This window comes from Actinoplanes sp. NPDC051475, from assembly GCF_040689425.1.
In the GTDB taxonomy this organism is placed as follows: Bacteria; Actinomycetota; Actinomycetes; order Mycobacteriales; family Micromonosporaceae; genus Actinoplanes.
The window spans coordinates 156,977-183,745 of the sequence record NZ_JBFAZZ010000008.1; the positions used below are offsets into that span (position 1 = coordinate 156,977).

General features: G+C 69.3%; 23 protein-coding genes and 2 tRNA genes. 19 read left to right on the forward strand and 6 right to left on the reverse strand.

Annotated elements, in window-relative coordinates:
• The first annotated feature begins 525 nt into the window (after window positions 1-525).
• The 7 genes from gyrB (at window position 526) to AB0368_RS18365 (ending at window position 7,804) form a co-directional block, all read left to right on the forward strand.
• Window positions 526-2,478 carry a DNA topoisomerase (ATP-hydrolyzing) subunit B gene (gene gyrB, locus AB0368_RS18335; protein ID WP_366155059.1) on the forward strand — a complete coding sequence of 651 codons (1,953 nt, stop codon included), beginning with the start codon at window positions 526-528 and terminating at the stop codon, window positions 2,476-2,478.
• A 156-nt stretch (window positions 2,479-2,634) separates the two neighbouring features.
• Window positions 2,635-5,127 (forward strand): DNA gyrase subunit A, encoded by a 2,493-nt coding sequence (gene gyrA / locus AB0368_RS18340; RefSeq protein WP_366155226.1) that lies wholly within the window; start codon window positions 2,635-2,637, stop codon window positions 5,125-5,127.
• A 3-nt stretch (window positions 5,128-5,130) separates the two neighbouring features.
• Complete coding sequence (locus AB0368_RS18345; protein ID WP_366155060.1) at window positions 5,131-6,006, forward strand: DUF3566 domain-containing protein; 876 nt, start codon at window positions 5,131-5,133, stop codon at window positions 6,004-6,006.
• A gap of 336 nt (window positions 6,007-6,342) precedes the next feature.
• Window positions 6,343-6,416: transfer RNA gene (locus AB0368_RS18350), tRNA-Ile, on the forward strand.
• Between the two features lie 40 nt (window positions 6,417-6,456).
• Complete coding sequence (locus AB0368_RS18355) at window positions 6,457-6,585, forward strand: DLW-39 family protein (RefSeq protein ID WP_211277715.1); 129 nt, start codon at window positions 6,457-6,459, stop codon at window positions 6,583-6,585.
• Between the two features lie 14 nt (window positions 6,586-6,599).
• Window positions 6,600-6,672: transfer RNA gene (locus AB0368_RS18360), tRNA-Ala, on the forward strand.
• A 613-nt stretch (window positions 6,673-7,285) separates the two neighbouring features.
• Window positions 7,286-7,804, forward strand: coding sequence for a helix-turn-helix domain-containing protein (locus AB0368_RS18365; protein WP_366155061.1), 519 nt, complete (start codon window positions 7,286-7,288; stop codon window positions 7,802-7,804).
• Between the two features lie 314 nt (window positions 7,805-8,118).
• Here the strand turns inward: AB0368_RS18365 and AB0368_RS18370 are convergent, their stop codons facing one another.
• A complete protein-coding gene (locus tag AB0368_RS18370; RefSeq protein WP_366155062.1) occupies window positions 8,119-8,991 on the reverse strand; it encodes a sulfotransferase domain-containing protein in 873 nt (290 codons plus the stop codon).
• 304 nt (window positions 8,992-9,295) lie between these two features.
• Here AB0368_RS18370 and AB0368_RS18375 point away from each other — a divergent pair, with 304 nt between their 5' ends.
• On the forward strand, window positions 9,296-9,694 hold the full coding sequence (locus tag AB0368_RS18375) for an NUDIX domain-containing protein (RefSeq protein ID WP_366155063.1): 399 nt from the start codon (window positions 9,296-9,298) through the stop codon (window positions 9,692-9,694).
• 12 nt (window positions 9,695-9,706) lie between these two features.
• Here AB0368_RS18375 and AB0368_RS18380 read toward each other — a convergent pair whose 3' ends face one another.
• Complete coding sequence (locus tag AB0368_RS18380) at window positions 9,707-10,450, reverse strand: hypothetical protein (RefSeq protein WP_366155064.1); 744 nt, start codon at window positions 10,448-10,450, stop codon at window positions 9,707-9,709.
• Window positions 10,451-10,628: 178 nt separating this feature from the next.
• Between AB0368_RS18380 and AB0368_RS18385 the strand changes: the two genes are divergently transcribed.
• Window positions 10,629-11,189 carry a YbaK/EbsC family protein gene (locus AB0368_RS18385; RefSeq protein WP_366155065.1) on the forward strand — a complete coding sequence of 187 codons (561 nt, stop codon included), beginning with the start codon at window positions 10,629-10,631 and terminating at the stop codon, window positions 11,187-11,189.
• A gap of 496 nt (window positions 11,190-11,685) precedes the next feature.
• Window positions 11,686-12,204, forward strand: a complete 519-nt coding sequence (locus AB0368_RS18390; protein ID WP_366155066.1) for a GNAT family N-acetyltransferase — start codon at window positions 11,686-11,688, stop codon at window positions 12,202-12,204.
• Window positions 12,205-12,442: 238 nt separating this feature from the next.
• Here AB0368_RS18390 and AB0368_RS18395 read toward each other — a convergent pair whose 3' ends face one another.
• From AB0368_RS18395 to AB0368_RS18410, 4 genes are all read right to left on the reverse strand, one after another.
• Window positions 12,443-13,081, reverse strand: coding sequence for a DsbA family oxidoreductase (locus tag AB0368_RS18395; protein ID WP_366155067.1), 639 nt, complete (start codon window positions 13,079-13,081; stop codon window positions 12,443-12,445).
• The gene (locus tag AB0368_RS18400; RefSeq protein ID WP_366155068.1) at window positions 13,078-13,515 is read right to left on the reverse strand and encodes a SufE family protein; all 438 of its coding nucleotides are present in this window, start codon (window positions 13,513-13,515) and stop codon (window positions 13,078-13,080) included. The genes AB0368_RS18395 and AB0368_RS18400 overlap by 4 nt, the downstream gene beginning before the upstream one ends.
• Before the next feature lie 548 nt (window positions 13,516-14,063).
• Complete coding sequence (locus tag AB0368_RS18405) at window positions 14,064-14,456, reverse strand: CBS domain-containing protein (RefSeq protein ID WP_366155070.1); 393 nt, start codon at window positions 14,454-14,456, stop codon at window positions 14,064-14,066.
• A 373-nt stretch (window positions 14,457-14,829) separates the two neighbouring features.
• Window positions 14,830-16,554 (reverse strand): proline--tRNA ligase, encoded by a 1,725-nt coding sequence (locus AB0368_RS18410; RefSeq protein WP_366155071.1) that lies wholly within the window; start codon window positions 16,552-16,554, stop codon window positions 14,830-14,832.
• A gap of 147 nt (window positions 16,555-16,701) precedes the next feature.
• Between AB0368_RS18410 and AB0368_RS18415 the strand changes: the two genes are divergently transcribed.
• The 9 genes from AB0368_RS18415 (at window position 16,702) to AB0368_RS18455 (ending at window position 26,764) form a co-directional block, all read left to right on the forward strand.
• Window positions 16,702-17,475 carry an SGNH/GDSL hydrolase family protein gene (locus tag AB0368_RS18415; RefSeq protein WP_366155227.1) on the forward strand — a complete coding sequence of 258 codons (774 nt, stop codon included), beginning with the start codon at window positions 16,702-16,704 and terminating at the stop codon, window positions 17,473-17,475.
• Between the two features lie 5 nt (window positions 17,476-17,480).
• Window positions 17,481-18,488: a sulfurtransferase gene (locus AB0368_RS18420; protein WP_366155072.1), complete on the forward strand. Its 1,008-nt coding sequence runs from the start codon at window positions 17,481-17,483 to the stop codon at window positions 18,486-18,488.
• Between the two features lie 11 nt (window positions 18,489-18,499).
• On the forward strand, window positions 18,500-19,036 hold the full coding sequence (locus tag AB0368_RS18425) for a VanZ family protein (protein WP_366155073.1): 537 nt from the start codon (window positions 18,500-18,502) through the stop codon (window positions 19,034-19,036).
• 179 nt (window positions 19,037-19,215) lie between these two features.
• Complete coding sequence (locus tag AB0368_RS18430; protein ID WP_366155074.1) at window positions 19,216-19,821, forward strand: helix-turn-helix domain-containing protein; 606 nt, start codon at window positions 19,216-19,218, stop codon at window positions 19,819-19,821.
• Window positions 19,822-20,186: 365 nt separating this feature from the next.
• Window positions 20,187-21,536, forward strand: coding sequence for a biotin carboxylase N-terminal domain-containing protein (locus AB0368_RS18435; RefSeq protein ID WP_366155075.1), 1,350 nt, complete (start codon window positions 20,187-20,189; stop codon window positions 21,534-21,536).
• 5 nt (window positions 21,537-21,541) lie between these two features.
• Window positions 21,542-22,423: a hydroxymethylglutaryl-CoA lyase gene (locus tag AB0368_RS18440; protein ID WP_366155076.1), complete on the forward strand. Its 882-nt coding sequence runs from the start codon at window positions 21,542-21,544 to the stop codon at window positions 22,421-22,423.
• A gap of 153 nt (window positions 22,424-22,576) precedes the next feature.
• On the forward strand, window positions 22,577-23,605 hold the full coding sequence (locus tag AB0368_RS18445; protein ID WP_366155077.1) for a hypothetical protein: 1,029 nt from the start codon (window positions 22,577-22,579) through the stop codon (window positions 23,603-23,605).
• A gap of 257 nt (window positions 23,606-23,862) precedes the next feature.
• The gene (locus AB0368_RS18450) at window positions 23,863-25,017 is read left to right on the forward strand and encodes a chaplin family protein (protein ID WP_366155078.1); all 1,155 of its coding nucleotides are present in this window, start codon (window positions 23,863-23,865) and stop codon (window positions 25,015-25,017) included.
• Between the two features lie 220 nt (window positions 25,018-25,237).
• Complete coding sequence (locus AB0368_RS18455; RefSeq protein ID WP_366155079.1) at window positions 25,238-26,764, forward strand: acyl-CoA carboxylase subunit beta; 1,527 nt, start codon at window positions 25,238-25,240, stop codon at window positions 26,762-26,764.
• The last annotated feature ends 5 nt before the right edge of the window (window positions 26,765-26,769 follow it).

Sequence of the window (26,769 nt, forward strand, 5' to 3'; positions counted from 1 at the left end):
GGCCCGCGCGGGCGAGGTTACGACACTCTCGCCCACCGGTGTGAGGCAGTGTCGCAGCGCGTGGCGCCGGGCCGGTGCAGACGCGCTCCAACGGCCACCCGCCGGACGGTGCAGCGTTGCGGTGGGGGCTCATTCCGTGTAGGGGGACCCGTGGGAACGGCCCTCCGGGGCGCTACGGCAATCTGAGGTGCCCGTACGAGGGTGCCGGACCCCCGATAACTCGCTCGGACGGAGTAGAATCGACGGAGACCGGGAAACTGCGACCCGTGTCGGCTCCGCCCGGTACCGAGACTTCGGCAGTGCCGAACTCGGCCCGTGGCGATCAGTCGTCACGCTACGCGTTTTCCAGCCGATCACGATCCGCGGGACGACCGCGGCGACCGGCGCGCTCGGCTCCACCGGTGGTCCGCCTCCTCTCCGCGGCTCGCTTGTCTGTGGTCCGCCCTGCTCGCCGGCTGCCCGCCGGTCGCTCGCCAACCCCGTGACCGGGCCCTCCGCGGGACCGGTGCGAGAAAGTGGCCGAGGGTGGCAGAGAAGAAGCAGGAATACGGTGCCGAGTCCATCACCGTGCTCGAAGGCCTCGAGGCGGTCCGCAAGCGTCCCGGTATGTACATCGGTTCCACCGGCGAGCGCGGTCTGCACCACCTGGTCTGGGAGGTTGTGGACAACGCGGTCGACGAGGCGCTCGCGGGTCACTGCGACACCATCGACGTGGTCCTGCTGGCGGACGGCGGCGTCTCCGTCACCGACAACGGCCGAGGATTCCCGGTCGACCTGCACCCCAAGCTCAAGAAGCCGGGCGTCGAGGTCGCGCTGACCGTCCTGCACGCGGGCGGCAAGTTCGACGGCAAGGCGTACGCCGTCTCCGGTGGTCTGCACGGGGTCGGCGTCTCGGTCGTGAACGCCCTCTCCACCCGGATGGCGGTGGAGATCCACAAGTCGGGCAACGTGTACCGGCAGAAGTACGCGATGTCCAAGCCGGGCCCGCTGGAGAAGGGCGAGGCGACCTCGACGACCGGTTCGAAGGTTCAGTTCTGGCCGGATCCGACGATCTTCGAGACCGTCGAGTTCGACTGGCAGACGATCTACCGCCGCATCCAGGAGTACGCGTTCCTCAACAAGGGCCTCACCATCCACCTGACGGACCAGCGTCCGGAGCACGTGGACGAGGAGGGCAAGGCCCGTGAGGTCACCTTCATGTACGAGAACGGCATCGCTGACTTCGTGCGCCACCTCAACAACACCAAGACCCCGATCCACAAGTCGGTGATCGAGTTCGAGGCCGAGGCGAACGACGAGGGGATGGCCCTCGAGATCGCCATGCAGTGGAACGAGTCGTACGGCGAGTCGGTGTACACCTTCGCCAACACGATCAACACCCACGAGGGTGGCACGCACGAGGAGGGCTTCCGGGCCGCGCTGACCGGCATCGTCAACCGGTACGGCGTCGAGAAGAAGTTCCTCAAGAGCGACGAGAAGCTCTCCGGCGAGGACATCCGCGAGGGCCTCGCCGCGATCATCTCGGTCAAGCTGGCGAACCCGCAGTTCGAGGGGCAGACCAAGACGAAGCTCGGCAACACCGACATGAAGAGCTTCGTGCAGAAGATCGCCAACGAGCGGATCGCCGATTGGTTCGACCGGAACCCGGCCGAGGCCAAGATGATCATCACCAAGGCCTCCCAGGCGGCCCGGGCGCGGATCGCCGCCCAGCAGGCCCGCAAGCTGGCCCGGCGCAAGTCGCTGCTGGAGTCGGGCTCGATGCCGGGCAAGCTGGCCGACTGCCAGTCGACCGACCCCCGGGTCTCGGAGCTGTTCATCGTCGAGGGCGACTCGGCCGGCGGCTCGGCCAAGCAGGGCCGCGACAGCCAGATCCAGGCGATCCTGCCGATCCGCGGCAAGATCCTCAACGTGGAGAAGGCCCGCATCGACCGGGTGCTGAAGAACAACGAGGTCCAGGCGCTGATCACGGCGCTGGGCACCGGCATCCACGACGACTTCGACATCGCCAAGCTGCGCTACCACAAGATCGTGCTGATGGCGGACGCCGACGTCGACGGGCAGCACATCCAGACGCTGCTGCTGACCCTGCTGTTCCGCTTCATGCGGCCGCTGGTCGAGCAGGGCCACGTCTACCTCGCCGCTCCGCCGCTCTACAAGATCAAGTGGAACAAGCGCGGCGACGACGCGCAGTACGCGTACTCCGACCGCGAGCGTGACGGCCTGATCGCGCTGCGTCAGCAGAAGAAGGCGAACGCCAAGCCGGACGACATCCAGCGGTTCAAGGGTCTCGGCGAGATGAACTTCCACGAGCTGTGGGACACGACGATGGACCCGGCCACCCGAACGCTGCGCCAGGTGACCCTCGACGACGCCGCCACGGCGGACGAGCTGTTCAGCGTCCTCATGGGTGAGGACGTGGAGGCCCGCCGCTCGTTCATCCAGCGCAACGCCAAGGACGTGCGCTTCCTGGACATCTGATCCGCGGGTGAGCGGTGCCCCGCGGCCCCGCTCACCTCGGGTTATGCACAGCGTTCCACTGCTTTCCACAGCGTTATCCACAGCGAAATGCGTAGCTCGAGCCCGTTTGTCGGGTTCGACCGTAAGTAAGGGTTAACTGTGACGGATACTCCCGAGATCCCCGCCGAGGAGCCGCAGGACGCCACCGGCGGCGGCGTGGGCCAGCGCGTCGAGCCGGTCGGCCTCGAAGTCGAGATGCAGCGGTCGTACCTCGACTACGCGATGAGCGTGATCGTCGGCCGCGCGCTGCCGGACGTCCGCGACGGCCTCAAGCCGGTGCACCGCAAGATCCTCTACGCGATGTACGACGCCGGCTTCCGCCCCGACCGCGGCTACGTCAAGTGCGCGCGCGTCGTCGGCGACGTCATGGGTAACTACCACCCGCACGGTGACTCCTCGATCTACGACGCCCTGGTCCGGATGGGCCAGCCGTGGTCGCTGCGCTACCCGCTGATCGACGGCAACGGCAACTTCGGTTCGCCGGGTAACGACCCGCCGGCGGCCATGCGGTACACCGAGTCGAAGCTCTCGCCGCTCGCCATGGAGATGCTGCGGGACATCGACGAGGACACCGTCGACATGCAGGACAACTACGACGGCCGGACCAAGGAACCCACGATCCTGCCGGCGCGGTTTCCCAACCTGCTCGTCAACGGCTCCGAGGGCATCGCCGTCGGTATGGCCACCAAGATCCCGCCGCACAACCTGCGCGAGATCGCGGGGGCCGTGCAGTGGTACCTCGACAACCCCGAGGCGGACGAGGCCACCACCCTCGAGGCGGTTCTGGAGATCGTCAAGGGACCCGACTTCCCCACCCGGGGACTGATCGTCGGGCAGCAGGCGATCCAGGACGCGTACCGCACCGGTCGTGGCTCCATCCGGATGCGCGCGGTGGTCGAGGTCGAGGAGGACGCCCGTGGGCGGCCCTGCCTCGTGGTCACCGAGCTGCCGTACCAGGTGAACCCCGACAACCTGGCCGAGCGCGTCGCCGAGCTCGTCAAGGAGGGCAAGCTCACCGGCATCGCGGACATCCGGGACGAGTCGTCCGGGCGTACCGGAATGCGATTGATCCTGGTCCTGAAGCGCGACGCGGTCGCGAAGGTCGTGCTGAACAACCTCTACAAGCACACCCAGCTGCAGGAGACGTTCGGCGCGAACATGCTGGCGCTGGTCGACGGCGTGCCCCGCACGCTGAACCTGGCGCAGTTCATCCGCTACTACGTCGATCACCAGATCGAGGTCATCCGCAGGCGGACCGCGTTCCGCCTACGCAAGGCCGAGGAGCGCGCGCACATCCTGCGCGGCCTGGTCAAGGCCCTCGACGCGCTCGACGAGGTCATCGCCCTGATCCGCCGCTCGCCGACCGTCGAGGACGCCCGGCAGGGCCTGATCCAGCTGCTCGACATCGACCAGGTGCAGTCCCAGGCGATCCTCGACATGCAGCTGCGGCGCCTTGCGGCCCTCGAGCGGCAGAAGATCATCGACGAGCTCGCCAGCATCGAGGTCGAGATCGCCGACCTCAAGGACATCCTCGCCAAGCCGGAGCGGCAGCGGGCGATCGTGTCCGAGGAGCTGGCCGAGATCGTCAACCGCTTCGGCGACGACCGAAAGACCCAGATCATCCCGTTCGACGGCGAGGTCTCGATGGAGGACCTCATCGCGCGCGAGGACGTTGTGGTAACCATCACACGCACCGGGTACGCGAAGCGCACGAAGGTCGACCTGTACCGCTCGCAGAAGCGCGGCGGCAAGGGCGTGAGCGGCGCATCCCTGCGTCAGGACGACATCGTCAGCCACTTCTTCGTCATCTCGACGCACTCGTGGATCCTGTTCTTCACGAACAAGGGCCGGGTCTACCGCGCCAAGGCGTACGAGCTGCCGGAGGCCAACCGGGTCGCGAAGGGCCAGCACGTCGCCAACCTGCTCGCCTTTCAGCCGGACGAGCACATCGCGCAGGTCATCCAGATCCCGAACTACGAGGTCGCGCCGTACCTTGTGCTCGCCACCAAGAATGGCCTCGTGAAGAAGACCCGCCTCACCGAATTTGACTCCAACCGCAGCGGTGGCATCATCGCCATCAACCTGCGGGAGGATGACGAGTTGGTAGGCGCCACGCTGGCAGCGCCGGAGAACGACCTGCTCCTGGTCTCGAAGAGGGCCCAGGCCATCCGGTTCAACGCGACCGACGAGGCGCTGCGGCCGATGGGAAGGGCGACCTCCGGTGTGATCGGCATGCGCTTCGGCGACGCCGACGAGCTGCTCGCGATGGAGGTGGTCCAGGAGGGCATGGACGTTTTGGTCGCCACCAACGGCGGGTATGCCAAGCGGACGCCGATCGAGGAGTATCCCGTGCAGGGACGGGGTGGCAAGGGCGTGCTGACCGCGAAGATCACGGAGCGTCGTGGTGGCCTGGTCGGAGCGCTCGTGATCAGCCCGGAGGATGAACTGTTTGCCATCACCAGCAATGGTGGTGTCATCCGGACTCCCGTGAAGCCTGTACGGCGCACGCGGGATCGGAACACAATGGGGGTCAAGCTCATGGACCTCCCAGAAGGTGTAACCATCGTGGCGCTTGCTCGTAATGCCGACGAGCCTGACGAACAGGACTAGTTGATGCCGGAGACACAGGCGAAGTCGGGAGGCCCGGGGGGCTCGTCGACTCCCGTCGATGGGGAGCCGAAGAAGGACGGCGCCGCATCGAAGGGGCGCGAGGCCGCTGGCCGCGCGGCGGTCCCCGCCGCGGATGCCCCGTCCCCGCCGAAGTTCACCCGTGCGCCGGGCATGGCCCCGCCGCCCGGTGAACCGGGTGCCGACAGCGACGGCCAGTCCGACGGCAAACGCCCGGGCGGCCCCGCGGTGGCGAAGGGCTCGGCCACTGTGCCGATCGTCACCAAGGGCAAGAGCGCCGCTGCTCCGGCACCCTCGGCCCAGGCCGGTCGTACGACGGTCACCCCGCCCCCGTCCAAGCCCGGCACGGTCCCGCAGCGGCCCGGCACGGCGCCCAAGCCCCCGTCCGGTGGCGCGGCCGCCAGCGGCTCGGCAGCGGTGGGCGCCGCCAGGGTGTCCGAGGCCGTACGGTCGGCCCGCTCGACCGTGTCCTCGGCAGCCGCACGAGGCCCCCGCCGGGCCCGCCTGAACCTCAAACGGATCGACCCCTGGTCCGTGATGAAGTTCGCCTTCGCCGTCTCCGTGGTCCTGTTCATCGTGGTGGTCGTGGCCACCTCGGTGCTCTACCTGGCCCTCGACGCCATGGGCGTGTGGACCGAGGTGAACACGAGCCTGCAGAGCCTCGTGAACGCCAGCGGTGGCACGAACTCGGCCGACGCCGGCTTCCGCATCACAGCCTGGGGCGTCATCGGCACATCCATGCTGATCGGCGCGGTGAACGTAGTGCTCTTCACCGCGCTGGCCACGCTGGGTGCGTTCATCTACAACGTGTGCGCAGACCTGGTCGGCGGCGTGGAGCTGACGCTCGCCGAGCGGGACTGACGTAAGCCGCTCGACGACAAGCTGTCCCTCGGGGCGGCTTGTCGTCGTCACCGGCCCTTTCGCGCGGTCGAGCTCACTGGTTTCTCCGTCCCCTCGGGGCGGCTTAGGGCTGGGCTGACACGGCCCGGGCCTCGGCCGGCCGGGTAGGGGTCTCCGCCGTGGCGGGTGTCGCCCTCATCCCGCCGTTACTTCGCCGGCGCCGGTGGAGTTACGGGCTGGAATGGCTTGCCAGCCGGCCTCCGGCCGGCGGTTGCCGCGCTCCCGGCGCGACTCGGCGAGCGGCCCCCCGATTTGAGCGAGCCGAGCCGGGTGCGGTAACCTTCGTGTCGCTGTCACGGGGCTATAGCTCAGTCGGTTAGAGCGCAGAGCTGATAACTCTGAGGTCGCTGGTTCGATTCCAGCTAGCCCCACCCTGCACGTCCTCCGCCGCAGATCAAAGGGGACCCGGCCATGCTGAAGAAGCTCCTGATCGTCGCCGGCATCGTCGGCGCGGCCGCCCTGGTGGTCAAGAGGGTCAAGGCCTCCAGCGACGAGCGCGCCCTCTGGCACGAGGCCACCACGGCGCCCGACCTGCGCTGAGCCCCGTAGTTCCGGGGGCCCTAGCTCAACTGGCAGAGCACCGCCTTTGCAAGGCGGGGGTTAGGGGTTCAAGTCCCCTGGGCTCCACTCGATCTCCTTGCGGCTGGTTTCAAGATCCGCCCCTTGTTAGGGTCCGCGGATGGGAGCTATCAAGCCGTGGCACATCATGGCCCTGCTGTGCGCGATCTCCGTGGTCATTGTCGTAGCCGGCCTGTTGATCTATGCCGTACGGCAGCGTAAGTAGCGCGGCGTGGAGCCAGGTTTGTCGTTGGCGGATGCGCGCTGACGTGCCGCCCGTGACTGTTCGCGATGAGGTGGGCGGCGCCGGTCATGGGCTGATGTTGCGCCCCGATAAATGCTGACCCTGCCGCCTGGCCCCTGCCGGGCTTGTGCTGACCCGCCGGACCGCTGCAGGCCTCGAGCTGACGTGCCGCTCGTTGCCGGCCTGGTGTTGCCGAGGTGTTGTCACCTGCCTTGTGCTCACATGCGGCCTGGTTTGCCGCCGAGTATTTCGTCTTGAGCGCCCGGCCCTGCTGGGCCGCTCGATCTGACCGTCGTCAGGCCGGTTCGCCGCGAGTCCGCAAGGGCCGGCAGTCTGGCCGATGCACCCGCGCTGAAAGAGCCATTAACCGTTCGGTTGTTGCATCCCGCGCCAGGCAGGAGTAAATATCCACGTGTGACTATGCGCGCTCGAGGGTGGGTGACGACCGGTGAGGCAGCGGTGCTGCTGCGGTCGTCGCGGGCGCACGTGGTCGACCTGTGCCTTCGAGGGCTGCTGCCGTACGTGACGATCGGCGGTCAACGGCGGATGCGTCGTTGTGACGTCGAGGCCCTGATGCGGCCGGGAATGAGCCGGGAACAGCTGAAGGTCCTGTGGCTCCACCGGGCGGTGGCCGGGAAGATGGTGCGAGACCCGCGGGCGCTCATGGCGGCCGTCCAGATCAATCTGCGGCGGCTCCGGCGGATGCACCCCGAGGGTCGCTCCTGGGAATGGCTGGACCGCTGGGACGCCGTCCTCGACGAGGGCGTGGAGGCGGTGCTGGAGGCGCTGACTTCGTCCGCCGAGTACGCGATCGAGCTGAGAGAGAATTCTCCGTTCGCCGGGATCCTGGCCGAGGACGAGCGCCGTCAGGTGTTGGCGGCCTTTGTGCAGAGCCGCCAGGATCGTGCGCGTCCGATGCGGCCCGAAGTCTTCGAGCGGGTTCTGCGGACGGTCTGAGGGTCGTTGCGGCAGAGCCACGCATGGACAGACCATGGCCGCCGGCCGCCGGCCGCCGGCCGCCAGCCGGTCGGCCGGTCAGTGGTCGGCGGCCGGCGGCCGGCAGCCAGCGCGTCCGCGACTCGCGCGCGGGACTGCCGGGGCGGCGCGGGGCGCCTGGAGAGCGGTCGAGGTAGTTGCCCGGTCGGCCCGGCTGCTCGCAGCATCAGCTGACGTCCAGCGAGATGGTTGCCCGGTGGGCTTCGCCGTCGCTCTCAGGCGATCGGCCGCCGTCCGGCGAGGTGGTTGGCTCGGCCGCTCGCAGCAGGTGCGGCTCATCGGTGCAGCCAAGCCAGGAGGTCGTTCGGCGCTAACTGAGCCGCTCGCTTCTCGTACTGGGTGAACTCCTCGTCCGTCAGCAGTTCGCGGCCCGCTCCCGACCCGCCGCGGTGGAAGAAGGCGTTGCGGTCCTTGAGGATGCCGACGGGGTCGGGTGCCAGCTGGGCCGCGCGGGCGCGCATCTGGGCGAAGCCGGCCGCGTCTACCAGGAGGGGCCATTGCTCTTCCGGTACGTCGATGCCGAGCTTTGCCGCGAGGCTGCGCATTTCGCCGTTGAGGTCGTCCACCAGGTCGGCGTAGTGGATCAGGACCACGTTCGGCTCGTGGCGGCGTTGCCAGGCGTCCGTGAGGTGCCACATGACGCCGGGTAGAGAATCCATGGCTTCAGCCGGTGCCACCTCCCGGTTGATCCAGGTGACCAACGAGTCGTGGATCGACCGCGGCGGGGCACTCGGGGCCGCCGGGGCAGGGCCGCCGAGGAGCTCGGCCATTCGCTCTCTGTTGAGGTTGTCGACGTGGTGGAAGAGGGAGACCGCCATGTCGAGGGGGTGCCGGGCCACCACGACGTACGTGGCTCGCGGATCCAGTGGGATGCCGTCGAGCGGGGTGTGGGTCTTGATGAAGCGGCGGTGCGGTTGAGCCTCCAGGCGGGCCAACACCTCGTCGCGCGGGACTATCAGCCAGTCGACCCACGGCGACAGCTCCGACAGTGAGGCTGGCAGATCGGGACTTCGGAACACGAGCAGCGCGCAGATCATCTGCATCCACGTGGTGCCGCTCTTCGATCTCGTGCTGATGATGATGTCGCCCTCGCGGAACGGGAATCCGTCCCAGCGGGCGCTGTCCTCGTCGGAAGAGCGATAGCGCATTCCGTCCAACCTAGGAGAGCGCGGTCCGGACTACCAGCGATTTGAGCAGCGGCGGCCGCTGCTCGCAGGCCTGCCGAGCGGTCGGCGCCCGGATCCGACGTCGCCGTGAAAGCCCAGGTCGCGACCTGGGTATCGGCGGTCCCGTGCGGTCCGAGGACAGGGATGCCGGCGGCGGCTGGGTGCGGTTTCCGGTCATGGGGAGACCGTAGGGTGGGGGTCTGACAGAAATCGGGAGCTGGATCGTTCGCGGGTGCGTGCCCGTCCGCTTGCCTGGTGGTAATCCCGTCGTGAGTAGCCTTCACTCGTGAGTGGACGGAGACGAGCTGCTGCCATCATCATCCGGGACGGCCGGGTGCTGATGGTGCACGAGCGGAGCCGGCGCGACGGGGGCCGGGAGTGGTGGACGCTGCCCGGGGGCGGGATCGACCCCGGCGAGACGGCGGAGGATGCGGTACGCCGTGAGGTGCTGGAGGAGGTCGGCCTGGTCGTCAAGGAGGCGCGGTACCTGCATGACATGCCGTACCCATCGGGGATGACGTCGGTGTTCGTGTGCACCGTCGGGGACGACCAGCCGCAGTTGGGGCCGCATGTGACCGGGCCGGAACCGATCGGGCTCGACTGGGTACCGGTGCCCGATGTGGTGCCAGGGGATGAAGGGCTGGTGCCTATACCGCCGATGATCGTCGCCTTGCGGCTCGAGTGATCGGGCCGCGCCTCAGTTGACGGGTTCCGCCGGAACGGAATCGATCGCGGAGTCCGGGGGGATCGCGGGGGCCGCGGTGTGGGCCGGTGCTATCACGGACTCCGGGCAGTGGACCGGGGCGATCGGCGGGGCCGGTGCTGTCTCGGACTCCAAGGAATGGGCCGAGGCGATCGGTGGGGCCGATGCTGTCGCGGACGCCAGCGAAGGGGCCGGGGCGATCGGCGGGGCCGGAGCTGACGCGGACTCCATGGAAACGTCCGGGGCGCTCGGTGGCGTCGGGGCGTGTTTGGTGGCTTCAGCGCTTTGTGACTGCTCGTGGCCTGTGGAGTCCTCGGTGCTCGCGGTGTGGTGACCAGCCCCGGCCTTCTCCGAGGCGGAGGCGTGGACCAGAGTGCGGTGGCGTTCCGTGATGAAGTAGGCGCTGCTGAGGGCGTACCCGAAAGAGAGAAGGAGCCCGACGGCTCGGACCGGAAGTGGGGTTGCGGGCAGGAGGGTCATGATCATCGCGCCCGCGGTCCAGGCCGTCAGGAGGGCGGCGTTGATCGTGTCCGCGGCGGCCCACCCGGCGGTGCCGCGGCGTGCCTGGCGCTGGATTTCGGTCCCGAGGGCGTGGCCGAGGCCGGCGGCGAGCAGTCCCAGCATGATCGTGGGGAAGATCGACGAGGCGCCGTGGGTGACGGCCGCAACCGCGGTTCCGCCGGTGAGCAGGGCGAGGCCGCTGACGGTTCCGACCCTCGCGCCGCGTCTCTCCCTCACATCCCCTGACAGTCGGCAAGATCGCGGCATGGCTGAGCGACTCGGCGGTTTCATGATCGTTGCTTGCGTGGGGATAACCGCAAGTAGCTTCTGTGGTTCGCACCCATGTCGCCTTGCGTTGCACCCCAGCTTTCGGGGCGGGTGACCCTGGTGGTTAGGCCGCGAGAATCGGGGGAGGATGACGAACGTGATCGGAACCCTGAAGCTCGAACCCGCGATCTCCCGGCTCGACCTGCTCGCCGCTCCCGTCGCTGCGGCGCTCGAAGTGTGGCCCGCCGAGGCGCCTATCGACGGCGACCAGCTGCTGGTCGCGCCGATCAGTGCGGACCTGGCGGACACCGCGGCCTTCTGCGAGGCCTACGACGTGAAGCTCGGCGAGTCGGCCAACTGCGTGATCGTGGCCGGCAAGAGGGGCGGAGTGACCCGGTACGCGGCGTGCGTCGTGCTGGCCACCACTCGGGCGGATGTCAACGGCAGCGTGCGGAGGTATCTGGACGTCCGCAAGGCCAGCTTCGCCCCGACTGAGGAGGCGGTCCGGCTGACGGGCATGGAGTACGGCGGGATCACGCCCATCGGGCTTCCGAAGGACTGGCCGGTGCTGGTCGACGCCCGGGTGGTGGCTACGCCGCACGTGATCATCGGGTCGGGGGTGCGGCACAGCAAGATCGCTATCGCTGGGCCGGCGTTGGGGGCGCTTCCTGGGGCTGAGGTGATCGAGGGGCTGGCTCGGGAGGTCTAGTCGGTGAGGCGGTGATCGGTGGGGCGTAGCGGGTCGGTCAACTGGGCGGACACTGCCGTGAGCGCTGCCGTCGTGCGTCCGAGCGCGCCCAGGACTGTCTCGGCGTGGGCGACGAGGACCCGGCCTGCGGCGGTGAAGGTCGATGGGAGCCCTGGCGAGCCGGGGCTGGTTGGGTGTCATTGGCCGGTGCCTTTTGGCGGCCTGGAGCACGTTGGCGTTGGCCTGCGGCCTGCGGCCTGCTCTTGCTCGCGCTTGTTGCCCGCGGCCGTGCCGTTGTTCGCTGCTCGCGCTCGCTGCCCGGTGCCCGTGCCCGGTACCCGTCCCGGTGCGCGTCCTCGTCCCCGTCCCCGTGCCCGCCCCCGTGGCAGTGGCCGCCTGCCGGTCGGGCTGGCTTGTGGCGTGCAATCGGGTTAACTCAGCTGGATGGGTGGGGCGGGGCCTAGGTCGCCGGGGTTAATGGCTGGACGCCCGTGGGGCCGGCTGGTTCGCTCTGCTGGTGGAAATTCGGGCGACGCGGGTCGACGACCTTGAGGCCATCCGGGCGATCGAGGTTCGGGCCGGGGCGCTCTTCCACGAGGTGGGGATGCCTGACATTGCTACGCATCCCGTGCCGCCGGCTGCGGTGCTTGCGCGGTTCGTGCATGGCGGGCGGAGTTGGGTCGTTGCCGACGATGACGGGGCGCCGGTCGCTTTCGTGTTGGTGGAGGTGGTCGACGGGCTTGCTCACATCGAGCAGCTCAGCGTCGATCCCGCGTACGGGCGGCGAGGGCTGGGGCGTCAGCTGATCGACTTCGTGGGTCGGTGGGCGGCTGGTCGTGGTCTGGCTGCGCTGACGTTGACCACCTTCCGGGGTGTGCCGTGGAACGGGCCGTACTACGTGCGATTGGGCTTCGTTGAGCTGACGCACGGGGAGTTGGGGCCGGAGCTGGCTCGGTTGATGGCCCTGGAGGCTCGGCACGGTCTGGATCCGGTCGAGCGGATTGCTATGCGCAGGGAGCTGCCCGTAGGGGCGTGAGGGCTCCTTCGTTCCGCGTCTCCCCGGCGGCTGCTTCCGAAGACCGGGGGCAGGACTTCACCGGGCTGCTCGACGCTGCGATGGCGCATCGTCACAGGGGCTCCTGAGCGCGGCCGGCCCAGTCCGGCCTCTTCGTCGTCCCGGTACCCGGCGCAGAAGAACCCTCAGGTGCGGATCACGGGAGGGCTTGGCGCAGTGCGACTTCGCTGACGCCGATGTGGTTTCACGTGGAACATCACTAAGACGCCTCGACTGCCTCGCGGCGGGCGATTTCGTCGAGGGCTGAGCGCAGGACCGAGGTCTCCTGGGCGCCTTGGACTACGTACTTGCGGTCGATGACGAAGGTGGGGACGCTTGTGATGCCGAGCTCTCGGGCCTCCACCAGATCGGCGTTCACTGCGTCGGTGCCGGCCGGTGACTCGAGGTGGGTCAGGGCCGCCTGCTCATCCAGTCCGACGGATCCGGCGAGCCTGGCCAGAGCGGCGTGGGAGCCGAGGTCGATGCCCTCGGCGAAGTGGGCTCGCTGCAGCGTCTCGATCATCATCAGCTGAAGATCCTGGCCGGCCGCCCAGGCGATCAACCGGTGTGCGTTGAAGGTGTTCGCGAGTACCGCTCGGTCGAAGTCCAAGATCAGCCCGTCACCGGCGGCCACTGCGCTGACGTGGGTGAACATCTGCTCGGCCTGCTGCGGGCCGCCGAACTTCGCCGCCAAGGCCTGCTTGATCGGCAGTGGCTGCGGGACCGGCGAAGGATCCAGCTGGTAGGCGCGGAACGTCAGTGTTACGTCGCCCCCGAATCCTTGTAGGGCTGACTCCAGCCGGTGCTTGCCGATGTAGCACCAGGGGCAGATCACGTCGGACCACACTTCGATGTTCACGCCCGGGCGTCCTCCTGCTCGCGGATCTGGCGCTTCAGTCGGGCGAGGATGGCCGTACCGCCCCGGATGCGCAGGGGGCTGATCGCCGTCGCCAGTCCCATCCGGCTGTACAGGTCGTCGGGCACGGTGACGATCTCCTGCGCCGTCGCGCCCTCCAGCCCTTCCGACAGGATGCCGGCGAACGCGCGCGTGGTGGGTGCCTCGAGCGGGCAGTCGAACCAGGTCTTCACGGTGTCGTCGGGCTGCACCTCAGCGCGCAGGAAGAACTGCGTCTGACACTCGGGCACCTGCTCCATCCCCTCGTGCCCCTTGAGTTCATCGGGCAACTGCGGCACGGCGTCGGCGAACTCGAGCAGCATCTCCAGCACGACTTCACGAGGCGCGGAGGCGAACTCATCGACGATCTCGGCCAGCTTCGGGGGCATGTCGCTCACAATGGCGACCCTACGTCGTCGATGACCACTCCCGCCGGTTACCGGCGAGCCCCTGGACCCGGGAACGGCGACGAACTGGGGGTACGTGAGGCCGGCCGTGCCGAGAGCGGGCCGGTAGAGGCCGGTCATGGTGCGGGACGCCCCCGTCCCGCGACTCCACGTCGCGGCTACCGGATGTGCGGTCGCGGAAGATCGCGGGTTGCGCACGGGCGATGCGGTGGCGTACCGCCGATGCTCTTCAGCCGCGCCCACGTGTCGGCGACGGTCAGAGTCGGGAGGTAGATCAGCGCAGGGCGACTGGTTCCGTGGCCGGCCGAGGAGGCGGTCCGGTCGGGCGGCAGACTTCCGGCGGCCGGGGAACCGAGCCGGGGCGAGGGCGGTGGCGGTTACGCCAGGCGCGACTTGCCACCGCCGGAAGATCGGCTAGCGCCGAGGACAGGTGGCGGTCAGGCAGTGGCGACTGCCGGCCGCCGAGGTATACGACGGCCACGACGGGACGTCCGCCGCCTGCGCACTGACCGGCCGGAGGCCGAAAAGGCAGGTGCCGGTCAGGCGGGAGCCGAGGTCGGAAGCACAGCCAGATCGCTGAGGCTGACGATGCCGACCACCTTCCGATCGGCGTCGCACACCAACAACCGGCGGACGCCTCGTTCACGCATCGCCTGGATAGCGTCCTCCACAGTGGCTGACTGCTCCACCATGATCAGCTCCAGCGAGGCGATCGACCCGAGCGTCGTGGTCTGTGGAGCGAGGCCTTCCGCGATTGCCCGGACCACGATGTCGCGGTCGGTCACCACGCCGGTCATCGTCGGGCCGGTGGTCACCACCACGTCGCCGATGGCCTGGTCGCGCATCACCTGTGCGGCTTCGTCGAGCATGGTGTCGCCCGGCAGGTACACGACCTTCCTGGTCATCACGTCCGCCACTGCCGTCCTAGCCATGCCGTACCTCCCCGCGTTCATGCCCGCCCGTCATGCAGGCGGGTACCCGGCCGTATCACCGATTACACCCTGGACGCCCGGGCGGGGCCATCAGGGTTTCACCCCAGAAGCGCACGGGTCGCCGCCATGAGGAGAACGTGGCGGCGTCACCTCTAGAAGCGCAAGGGTCAACGCCACGGGGAGCAGGTGGTGGCGTCACCCAAGAAGGGCCCCGGGCGAACGCCACGAGGAACAGATCGTGGCGTCCACTCCAGAAGCGCCCGGGTAACGGCAGTGAGGAGCACGTGGTGGCGTTCACCCCGGAAGAGCCGGGCCACCGCCAGCGGCTCGTGGCGTTCACTCCAGAAGCGGCTGCGCCGCCACAAGGAGCCGGTCACCCCAGAAGGGCATCTGCCACCTCCGTGAGGAGCACGTCGCGGCGGTCACCCGTACGCCGGTCGCGCACCTCCGCGTACCCCTCGGACAGACGGCGGCCGACCACGACGCAGCGGGGGATGCCGATCAGCTCGGCGTCGGTGAATTTCACGCCGGGGGACAGCTGCGGGCGGTCGTCCACTAGCACCCGCAGTCCCGCCTTCTCGAGCTCCGCCGCGAGGGTCAGGGCCGTCTGGAGCTGGCCGTCCTTGCCCGCGCCGATGACGTGGACGTCGGCCGGGGCCACCTCGTCGGGCCAGATGATGCCGCGCTCGTCGTGGTGCTGCTCGGCGATGGACGCGACGGCCCGGGAGACGCCGATTCCATATGAACCCATGGTCGGGCGTACGGGTTTGCCGTCCGCGCCGAGCACGTCGACCTTGAACACGTCGGTGTAGCGGCGGCCGAGCTGGAAGATATGGGCGATCTCGATGCCGCGGCGCATGGTGAGCTCGCCGTCGCCGCATCGGGGGCAGGGGTCGCCGGCGCGAACCTCGGCCGCCTCGATGGTGCCGTCGGGGGTGAAGTCGCGGCCGGCCACCACCGAGGTGGCGTGCTTGCCCGCCTCGTTCGCGCCGGTCAGCCAGGCGGTGCCGGGCGCCACGCGAGGATCGGCGAGGTAGCGCACCTTGATGCCCTGGGGGCCGATGTAGCCGCGGACCAGGTCGGGGCGCGACGGGAAGTCGTCGAACATCGTCGCCCTGGCCGGGCTCAACACGGCGTCGAGCCGCTTCAGGTCCACCTCGCGGTCGCCGGGCACGCCGATGACCAGCAGCTCATCGTCCTTGCCGGGGTGGTGGACCGTGACCACCACGTTCTTCAGCGTGTCGGCCGCCGTCCAGTCCGTCCGGCCCTCGAGGGCGCGGGCGTTGGCCAGGTCGACCAGGGATCCGATCGTCGGAGTCTCCGGGGTGTCGTGCACCGTCAGCGGCCCGTGTTCGCGGGTGTCGGCTGCGGGCGCCACGGTGACGACGGCCTCGGTGTTCGCCGCGTAGTCACATGTCGTGCAGCCGACGAATGTGTCCTCTCCCACGTCCGCCGCGGCCAGGAACTCCTCCGAAGCCGAGCCGCCCATCGCGCCCGACATGGCTGCCACGATGGTGTGCTCCAGGCCCAGCCGCTCGAAGATGCGTTGATAGGCCGCGCGATGTTTCCCGTACGCCTCGATCAGCCCTTGATCGGAGAGGTCGAACGAGTAGGCGTCCTTCATGAGGAACTCGCGCCCCCGCAGCAGCCCGGCCCGGGGACGCGCCTCGTCGCGGAATTTCGTCTGGACCTGGAAGAGGATCAGCGGGAAGTCGCGGTAGGAGCTCGTCATGTCCTGCACGAGCAGCGTGAACATCTCCTCGTGCGTGGGCGCGAGCAGGTGGTCGGAGCCGCGGCGGTCCTTGAGCGTGAAGATGTCGTCGCCGTATTCCGTCCAGCGGCCGCTGATGTCGTAGGCCTCGCGGGGCAGCAGTGCCGGGAAGGCGACCTCCTGGCCGCCGATGGCTGCCATCTCCTCGCGGATGATCCGGCTCACCTGGTCGAGGACGAGCTTGCCGAGCGGAAGCCACGTGTATCCGCCCGGCGCCGCGCGACGGATGTATCCGGCGCGCAGGAGAAGCCGGTGACTCGGCACCTCCGCGTCCGCCGGCTCCTCACGCAGGGTCTTGAGCAGCATCGTGGACATTCGGATCAGCATGACCGTGAGCCTAGGGAGGGGGTCCGACGAAAACACCCGGTTATCGCCGGGCCCTCGGGTGTCGCCATCGTCACGTCCCGTTCCCGGCCCGGCAGTGCAAAACTCGGCGGGGTCCGAGCACATGAGCACACGTTCAGGGGGGTGGCCGTGGCCTGGAAGAACTTCGTGGCGATGGGGGACAGCTTCACCGAAGGCATGGACGACGCCTATCCCGACGGCACCTATCGCGGGTGGGCCGACCTGGTCGCGACCCGGCTCGCCGTCGATGCCGGCCCCCAATTCGGGTACGCGAACCTTGCCGTCCGTGGCAAGCTCCTGGACCAGGTCGTCGACGAACAGCTCGAGCCGGTGCTGGCGATGCGACCCGGCCTGGTCAGCTTCGCGGCCGGCGGTAACGACCTGCTGCGCCGCAAGGTCGACGTCGGTTCGCTGGTCGACGGGATCGACTCGGCGATCGGCCGGATCCGTAAGACCGGCGCCGACGTGATCCTCTTCCGGTTCGCGGATGTCACCGCCCACCTGCCCGGACAACGCATCGTCGGCCCGCGCGCTGCGGTCCTCAATGACGGCACCCGCCGGGTCGCCGAGCGCCACGGCGCCTACTTGATCGACCTGTTCGCCGACCGGGCCTTCCACAATCCGCTGTTGTGGAGCGCCGACCGCCTGCACATGTCGGCTGCCGGACACCGCCGTGTCGCCGGACACGTGCTGAACGCGCTCGGCGTCGGCGTCGACGAGGACTGGCTGCTCGTGCCGCCGACGCCGGCACCCACCCCGTGGCTCCTGGCGCGCGGCGCCGACCTGCGCTGGGCCGGGCAGCACCTGGCGCCGTGGCTCAAGCGGAGGCTGGCCGGCGCCTCGTCCGGCGATCTGGTCACGGCGAAGCGCCCCGAACTCGCCCCCGTCGACGCGATAGCGTGAGTGCCATGTCCGTTGCGAACGACCCGGCGCCGTCCCTGCAGGCGTACGCCCACCCCGACAAGCTGGTCACCACCGAGTGGCTTGCCGCCAATCTCGAGACCCCCGGCCTCGTGGTCGTCGAGTCGGACGAAGACGTGCTGCTCTACGACACCGGGCACATCCCGGGCGCCGTGAAGGTCGACTGGCACACCGAGCTGAACGACCAGCTCACCCGCGACTACCTCGACCCCGAGAAGTTCGCGGCGCTGTGTGAGGCCAAGGGCATCGGCCGGGACGACACGATCGTGTTCTACGGCGACAACTTCAACTGGTGGGCGGCGTACGCGCTCTGGGTCTTCAGTCTCTTCGGTCACCGCGACCTCCGGCTGCTCGACGGCGGCCGGCAGAAGTGGGTGGCTGAGGGCCGCGAGACAACCCGGGAGAAAACGGTACGCCCACCCGCGACGTACCCGGTCCCGGCCCGCGAGGACAGCTCGATCCGCGCCTTCCGCGACCAGGTCATGGGCCACATCTCGAGCGGCCGTCCCCTGGTCGACGTCCGGTCCCCGCAGGAGTACACGGGCGAGCTCACCCACATGGAGGCGTACCCGCAGGAGGGGGCCCTCCGCGGCGGCCACATCCCCGGCGCGGTGAGCAAGCCGTGGAAGTCGGCGGCGAACGAGGACGGCACGTTCAAGGCGGCCGACGAGCTCACCAAGATCTACGAGGACGAGCTGGGGCTGGAGACCGGGGACGACATCATCGCGTACTGCCGGATCGGCGAGCGGTCGAGTCACACGTGGTTCGTGCTCCGTCACCTCCTGGGCTATCCGCAGGTCCGCAACTACGACGGCTCGTGGACCGAGTGGGGCAACCTGGTGCGGGCGCCCATCGCCAAGGGATCGGAGCCCGGCGGCTGTCCTGACCTTCAGTTACCGCCAGGCACCCCGAGCGCCGGCCCTCAGCGCGCCCGGAAGCCTGCGGCGATCCGGATCTCCAGCGGCATCCGAGGCGGTCTTGCCAGGGCGGCCTAGATTGCGGTGCTGTGGGGGCGGTCTGGCGGAATCACGGCACGACGATCGTGCTGGCCGCGCTTCTTCTGCCGGTGCTGAGCTTCGCCGCGTACCGGTGGCGGTGCCGGAGCGGGTCCCGGCGTCAGGCCGCCGCGGAGGTGGGCCTGGTCGCCGGTTCGCTGCCGTGGGCGATCATGATTTTTACGCCTCAGAAGGCGCCCCGGTCCGTGGATCTCGTACCGCTGCACGACCTTCCGTCCTGGCTGAGCGGGACCGCCGACACGGGTATCGCCCAGCTCGGTGGCAATCTTCTCGTGCTCGCCGCCTTCGGGTTCTTCCTGCCGATCCGCTTCGCGGCGATGGCGTCCCTGCGGCGGGTTCTTGTGGCAGCCGTGGCCACGTCCGCGTCGGTGGAGGCATTGCAATGGTTGCTTGCCATCGGCCGGGTGTCGAGCATCGACGACGTCCTGGTCAACACCCTCGGGGCGGTGCTGGCGGCGACGTCTTCGCGGCGTTGGTGGGCCGATGAGGGGCGTCGCATCGACCAGGCTGCCTCTCTGAACACCTGAACTCCGCCCCGGTCCACCAGTGGCGGGGCACCGGGATGAGGCGGGCGCCGGGGCGATGTCATCCCGGTCACATCTGGAGTCGCTACGCCCGGACGGGTCCATGGTGGGGACCGCAAGGCCTGCGCAATTACCTGAACGCCCGTTAAGTATTGGGCTTGACAGCGGGTTAGAGTTGCGAGGTGACGACGGTAGATCAGCAGCAGCGTCCCGGACCGCCGGCTCCGCGTCGGCGCTCGCGCCGGGACGAGATCCTGGAGATCGCGGTCGGGCTCTTCGCCGCCCGGGGATATCACGGCGTGTCGATGGATGACATCGGCTCGGCCGCCGGAGTCACCGGCCCGGCGCTGTACCACCACTTCGCCGGCAAGGAGGCCATGCTGGTGGCCGCCCTCATCCCGGTGAGCGAGGGCCTCCTGCACGGGGGCAAGGAGCGCGTCGCCCGTCACCCGGAGGACGCGCGGGCCGCCCTCGCCGACCTGATCGAGTTCCACGTCGAGTTCGCCCTGGCCAATCCCGCCGTGATCGCCCTGCATCTGCACGAGCTCGACCGGCTGCCGGATGAGCCGCGGCGGCAGATCCGCCGGCTGCAGCGCCTGTACGTCGAGGAGTGGGTCGGCGTGCTGTCCACGCTGCGTCCCGAGCTGGATGCCGGCGAGGCTCGGGTGCTTGCCCACTCGGCGTTCGGCCTGATGAACTCCACCCCCTTCCTCGGTGGCGAGGTGGACCGGCACCGGCGGGCCGCCCTCCTGCGTGAAGCCACGGTTCACGCGCTGATCGGCCACTGACCCATGTGCGGCCACGGCCCACGCCTCACCCGCCGCCGACCCGGCGCGACCGAGGCGCACCGTGGCACCTGGCGGCCGCTAGGGCTGGATTGCGACGGACCGCTCGTGGAGAGGCCGCGGGGACAGTGCCGCATGTGCAGACGCGCCGACCGGAACGACTCCGACTGGGAACGGCCCACGTGCAGAGGTTCGAGACGCCGAAGCGCCCCGCGGAGCGACTGCGGCTGGGAACGGCGCATGTGCAGAGGCCGACCGCGAAAGCGCGCATGCTGAACCCAGACCACCACTGAGCCGGGCCCACCCCGCCCACAGCTCACCCACCACCGTCTCGAGCCACCCCTTCGAGACCCAAGAGAAAGAGCGAAATGATCGAGTCGCTGCTCATCGCCAACCGGGGCGAGATCGCCCGCCGGATCATCCGTACGGCCAGGCGGCTGGGGATCCGGTCGATCGCGGTGCACTCCGAGGCGGATGCGGGCATGCCGTTCGTCACCGAGGCCGACGAGGCGGTGTGTGTGGGACCGGCGAACCCCGCCCAGAGCTACCGCAACGCCGAGGCCATCCTCGCCGCGGCCAAGGCGACCGGTGCGCAGGCCATCCACCCCGGCTACGGCTTCCTGAGCGAGAACGCCGACTTCGCCCGTACCGTCGAAGCCAACGGCCTGGTGTGGGTCGGACCCTCCGCCGATGCGATCACCGCGATGGGCGACAAGATCAATGCTCGGAATCTGATGGCGGCTGCCGGCGTGCCGGTCGCGCCCGGTACGCAGGACCCGGCGGCGACCGTGGAGGCCGCGATCGAGGCGGCCGCCGAGATCGGCTATCCGGTGATGGTCAAGGCGGCCGCGGGCGGTGGCGGCATGGGGATGGCCGTCGCGAACGACGAGGCCGGCCTGCGGACCGAGTACGACAAGGTCCGCGCCTTCGCCGAGCGGATGTTCGGCGACGGCTCCGTGCTCATCGAGCGTTATTTCCCCCGGGTTCGGCACGTCGAGGTGCAGATCCTCGGCCTGGCGGACGGCCGGGTGATCGCCCTCAGCGAGCGGGAGTGCTCGGTGCAGCGCCGCAACCAGAAGCTGGTCGAGGAGGCGCCGAGCCCGGCCGTCGGGCCGGAGCTGCGGGCGCGGTTCCTCGCCGCCGCGGTCAAGGCGGGGGAGGCGGTCGGCTACCGCAACGCCGGTACGGTCGAGTGCCTGCTCGACCCGGCCACCGGCGAGTTCTTCTTCCTGGAGATGAACACCCGCCTGCAGGTGGAGCACCCGATCACCGAGCTGATCCACGGCATCGACCTGGTCGAGCAGCAGCTGCGCATCGCCTCGGGTGAGGCGCCCACCTTCGACGTCGACAACCTGGCGACGACCGGTCACGCCATCGAGCTGCGGGTCAACGCCGAGGACCCGAAGCGGTTCCTGCCCGGTCCCGGTCAGGTCGCCACCTGGGTCGAGCCGGCGGGTGACGGGGTCCGGGTGGATTCCGGGTACGCGGCCGGCACCACGGTCACGCCCTTCTACGACTCGCTGATGGCGAAGCTGATCGTCGTCGGGGCCGACCGGGCGGAGGCGCTGGACCGGGCGCGGGCCGCGGTGGCCGGGTTCGAGATCGCCGGGCCGAAGAACAACCTGCCCTTCTTCGCCGAGCTGCTGGAGAACGACGAGTTCCTCTCCGGCGACTACGACACCGGCATCGTCGGCCGCATGCGCGCGGGAAAGAAGTGATGACCATGACTGCGGCGGTTTCCATCCGGGAAGTGGCCCCGCGCGACGGGCTCCAGAACGAGGAGCCCATCCCGACCGACGACAAGGTGCGCCTGATCGACGCCCTGTCCCGGACCGGCGTCAAGCGGATCGAGGCCGTCTCCTTCGTCCACCCGAAGGCCATCCCGCAGATGGCCGACGCCGACGAGGTCTGGGCACGGGCCTGGCACAACCCGGACATCCGCTACTCGGCGCTGATCCCCAACAGCCGCGGCGCCCAGCGGGCGATCGCGGCCGGCTTCGGTGAGATCGAGGTTGTCGTCTCCGCGAGCGACACGCACAACCGCAGGAACCTGAACCGCTCGACCGAGGAGTCGCTCGACGACATCGCCGCGCTGATTCCGCTGGTTCACGACGCGGGTGCCACGCTCGAGGTGATCGTCGCCACCAGCTTCGGCTGTCCGTTCGAGGGCGACATCGATCCGAAGCGGGTCGCGGCGATGGTGGACCGGGTCCGCGCCGACGGCGCGGACCGCGTCGCGTTCGGCGACACCACCGGCATGGCGACCCCCCGCCGGGTCCGTGACCTTCTTTCGGAGGTACGCCCGGAGCTGCTCCACTTCCACAACACCAGGGGTACGGGGCTGGCGAACGTCCTGACCGCCCTGGAGCTCGGCGTGACCGAGTTCGACGCGAGCGTGGGCGGGATCGGCGGGTGCCCGTACGCGCCCGGCGCCTCCGGCAACATCGCGACCGAGGAGCTCGTGCACATGCTGGAGGACATGGGAATCCACACCGGAATCGACCTGGAATCGCTGATCGAGGTCGCCGGTATGGCGGAAGGGCTGCTCGGGCGCACGCTCCCGTCGGGTGTTCTTCGGGCCGGGCCCCGTACCAGATTGGTGTGATCTCGGTTTCTCATTCCCCGGCCTGATGGGGTAAACGTCCGATCGATTTTCTCCATTCGTCCGCGTGACCCTGACTGTGTCGCTTCGTTACCAATACCGAGTGGCCGATCATTTCGGCTGCTGGTCACGAGTCGACGACGAGGGGCGGGACCAATGACGGGGTGGGGGGTCGAGCGCAAGCCGCGCCCGGCACGCCGTCCGTCGGTTGTCTCGTCCACCGGCCCCGCGCTCATGCCGCCCCACAGCCAGGGGGCGGAGCGGCGGCGGGGGAACCGGCCCGGACCCCGCTGGGGTCTGCGCGCACTGGTCGTCGGCGGTATCGCCGGCGCGGCCTGGCTGCTCTCCGGAGCCGCCGCCCACGCCGCGGAACACGAGCCGGTGACCGGCGGACTCCTCGGAGCCGCCACCCAGGCCGCCGGCTATGACGGGGGAAGCGCCTCACTTCTGGGCGCCGTGGTGCACGGCGCTCAGGCAGATGCGCCGATGGTCGGCCGGGTCCTCAAGACGGCCGTCAAGCCGTTGGAATCCGGCGGGCATCACACCGGTCTCGGCACGGTGAGCACGATCCCCAAGCGCCTCGTGGACACGGTCGGCGAGGTCGCGCACGGCACGAAAGACGCGGTTCCCGCCCTGAGCGGCGTCGACCGTGTCATCCGGGACATCACCGCCCCAGTTCGCCTTACCGGCGATGCGGTGAACGCCCGGCCGTTCGTCCCGGTGACCGTTCCGGCGACCGACCTGCCGCAGCACGCGGCGGATCCGGAGCCGGTGGCATCGCAGCAGGACCGTCCGGAGCCGGACGCGGGCGCCACGAAGCCCGCCGTCGCGCGTACGGCAGTTCCGCGGGGTCCGTCCAGCGTGGACGTGGCCATGGACGAGCAGAAGTCCGCACCGGTCCTCATCCAGGACCTCGTGCGGCATCCGGTGGGAGCCGTCTCCGCGCCGGAGACGGTCCGCGAAACACCCGATGGTGATGGACCCGCGCCGCTGCGGGTTGACCTCGGGGCAGCGAACGGGTTCCCGGCCTCCGGGGCGGGAACTGCGACGGACGGTGGCCCCTCTGCGGCTGTCCTTCCGTCAGCGGTCGCCGACAGCACGACGGCCTGCCGTCGGCTGCCGATCGCGACCGATGTCGAGGTCCGGCGCCACGACGCCGAGGCACCGACCGTCTCACCTGACTAGTGACGCCCCCGCCGGGCGCAGCGCGCCCGGGCGACGAGGGCCCGATTCCTGGAACCGTTTGCGAACAAGCGGCGAATCATTTCCGGGCCCGGGACGTCATGCACCGCAGCGAAAGCGCCGAACCACGAATGGGCGCACGTCGACTAGCGGGGTCAGGGCAACCGTAAAACAGCCAGGGCACCGCTGCGCCCGGAAGCACCATTCAATTGAATACGCGACTCACCATTTCTGACAATTGTGAAAGGCTTCTTCTCTCCATGAAGACTTGGGTTCGTAAGACTCTGAGCGTCGGTGTCCTGGCCGCGGGCGCCCTCCTGTTCGCCCCCGGCATGGCGCACGCCGACGCCACGCAGAGCAGCACCGGCAACGTCGGTGTCGCCAACGGCACGCAGGTGCTCACCAAGGTGGCCGTGCCGCTGAACGTGGTCGGCAACTCGATCGGCGTTGCCGGCGAGTCGAACGCCGCGGGCCAGGGCATCAACTGGGTCGAGAGCGGCAAGAAGGGCAAGTACACCCAGAACTCGCACGGCAACGTGGGGGTCCTGAACGGTACGCAGATCCTCGTGCCGATCGACGTGCCCGTGAACGTCGTGGGCAACGCGGTCTCCGTGCTGGGTGTGGCCAACGCGGCCGGCACCGGCGTCAACAAGACCGAGAGCGCCAAGACCGAGAGCGGCAAGATCGACCAGGACTCGAGCGGCAACGTCGGCGCCCTCAACGGCACCCAGGTCGCCGCGCCGATCAACGTTCCGGTCAACGTCTGCGGCAACTCGCTGGCCATCCTGGGCCTGTCCAACGCGCAGGCGGCGTGCATGAACGGCGGGCACTCCACCGAGGGTGGTATCGCGCAGGACAGCTCGGGCAACGTCGGCGTCGGCAACGGCACGCAGGTCGCGCTGCCGGTGTACGCCCCGCTCAACCTGACCGGCAACGCGGCCGCCGTGCTCGGTGTCGCGAACGCGGCCGGCGCGTCGTCGAACGAGTCGGCGAGCAAGGGCGGCGGCATCAAGCAGGACAGCGACGGCAACGTCGGCCTGCTGAACGGCACCCAGGTAGCGGCGCCGATCACCATCCCGGTCAACGTGTGCGGCAACGCGCTCGCGGTCCTGGGCACGGCGGACGCGGCGGCGGCCTGCTCGAACGGCACCACCGGTAACGGCGGTGACCAGGGCGGCGACGACAACGGCGGTGACCAGGGCGGCTACCCCGGTGACGACACTGGCGACGACGTCGGTGGCGACGGCGGCGCGATGGGCGACGGCGACGACACCTACGGCGAGCCCGCGCGCAAGTCGCACGCGCACGCCGCGAGCAACACCGAGGGCACCGCGGTAGACGGCCTCACCCAGAACCTGAGCAACGCCGGTGGCGTGAACCTGGGCGGCCTCGACGTGCAGAAGCTGCTCAAGTAAGGCGAGCAGCCAGCAGGCCCGGGTTACGCCGGTCCCGGGCGTGACCCGAGCGGCGCCGTAAGGCGCCGATGCAGGAAAGAAAACCGGTGCTCCTCCACAGCGCCGGGCAACAAAATCGGACGGGAGTCCCCGCACCTCGCGGGGGCTCCCGTTCGCGTCTGGTCCCAGACTCTGGAATGCGCTAGCCTAACGATCGTTCAGGACGGAACGAGGGGGCCACGTGGCATTCGACGAGGAAGCGCTGGCGCAGGCGCGCAAGCGGGCGATCGCCGGCGGTGCGGAGAAGTACCACGCCGCCAACGCCGCGAAGGGCAAGCTCTTCGCGCGCGAGCGGATCGCCCTGCTCGTCGACGACGGTTCGTTCGTCGAGGACGGGCTCTACGCCAACAGTCTGGCCGAGGGACTGCCGGCAGATGGCGTGATCACCGGAAACGCCCGGATCGACGGGCGCGAGGTGTGTGTCATGGCCAACGACTCGACCGTGAAGGCGGGGTCGTGGGGCGCCCGTACGGTCGAGAAGATCATTCGCATCATCGAGCGGGCGTACGCGACCGGCGTACCGATGGTCTATCTCGTGGATTCCGCGGGGGCGCGCATCACCGACCAGGTCGACCTGTTCCCGGGCCGGCGTGGGGCCGGCAAGATCTTCCACAACCAGGTGCGGGCATCGGGGTCGATCCCGCAGGTCTGTGCGCTCTTCGGGCCGTCCGCCGCGGGCGGTGCCTACATCCCCGCCTTCTGTGACGTCGTCGCGATGGTCGAGGGCAACGCCAGCATGTACCTGGGCTCCGACCGCATGGTCGAGATGGTCACCGGGGAGAAGACGACGCTCGAGGCGATGGGCGGCGCGCGGGTGCACTGCGCGGAGTCCGGCGTCGGCCACTTCCTGTGCAAGACCGAGCAGGAGGCGCTCGAGGCCGTCCGGTCGTACCTGTCGTATCTGCCGGCGAACTACACCCAGCAGCCGCCGGCGGCGGAGGCGGCCGAACCGGCCAATGTGGATCTCGGCGCGCTGGTGCCGGTGAGTGAGCGGCAGGCGTTCGACATGCGCCGCTACATCAAGGGGATCGTCGACCAGGGCTCGTTCTTCGAGATCCAGGCGCTCTGGGCCAAGGAGCTCACGATCGGGTTCGCCCGGCTCGACGGGCAGGTCATCGGCGTGGTCGGCAACAACTCGATGTTCAAGGGCGGCGTGCTCTTCGTCGACTCCGCCGACAAGGCGAGCCGGTTCGTGCAGCTCTGCGACGCCTTCAACGTGCCGCTGCTGTTCCTCTCCGACGTACCCGGCTTCATGGTCGGCTCGGCGGTGGAGAAGCAGGGCATCATCCGGCACGGCGCCAAGATGATCACCGCGATCTCCGAGGCGACCGTACCCAAGATCTGCGTCGTGGTCCGCAAGGCGTACGGCGCCGGCCTGTACGCGATGGCCGGCCCGGGCTTCGACCCGGAGGCCACGATCGCCCTGCCCACCGCCAAGATCGCGGTGATGGGCGCGGAGGCGGCCGTGAACGCCGTCTACGCCAACAAGATCGCGGCGCTGCCCGAGGAGGACCGCGCCGCCTTCATCGCCGAGCGCCGCGCCGAGTACGAGCGCGACATCGACATCCTGCGCCTCGCCAGCGAGCTCGTCATCGACGCCATCGTCGAGCCGGGTGACCTGCGCGGCGAGCTCGTCCGCCGGTTCACCGCCGCCCGCGGCAAGGATCGCACCTTCTCCCGTCGACGCCACGGCGTCACTCCCGTCTAGAACTC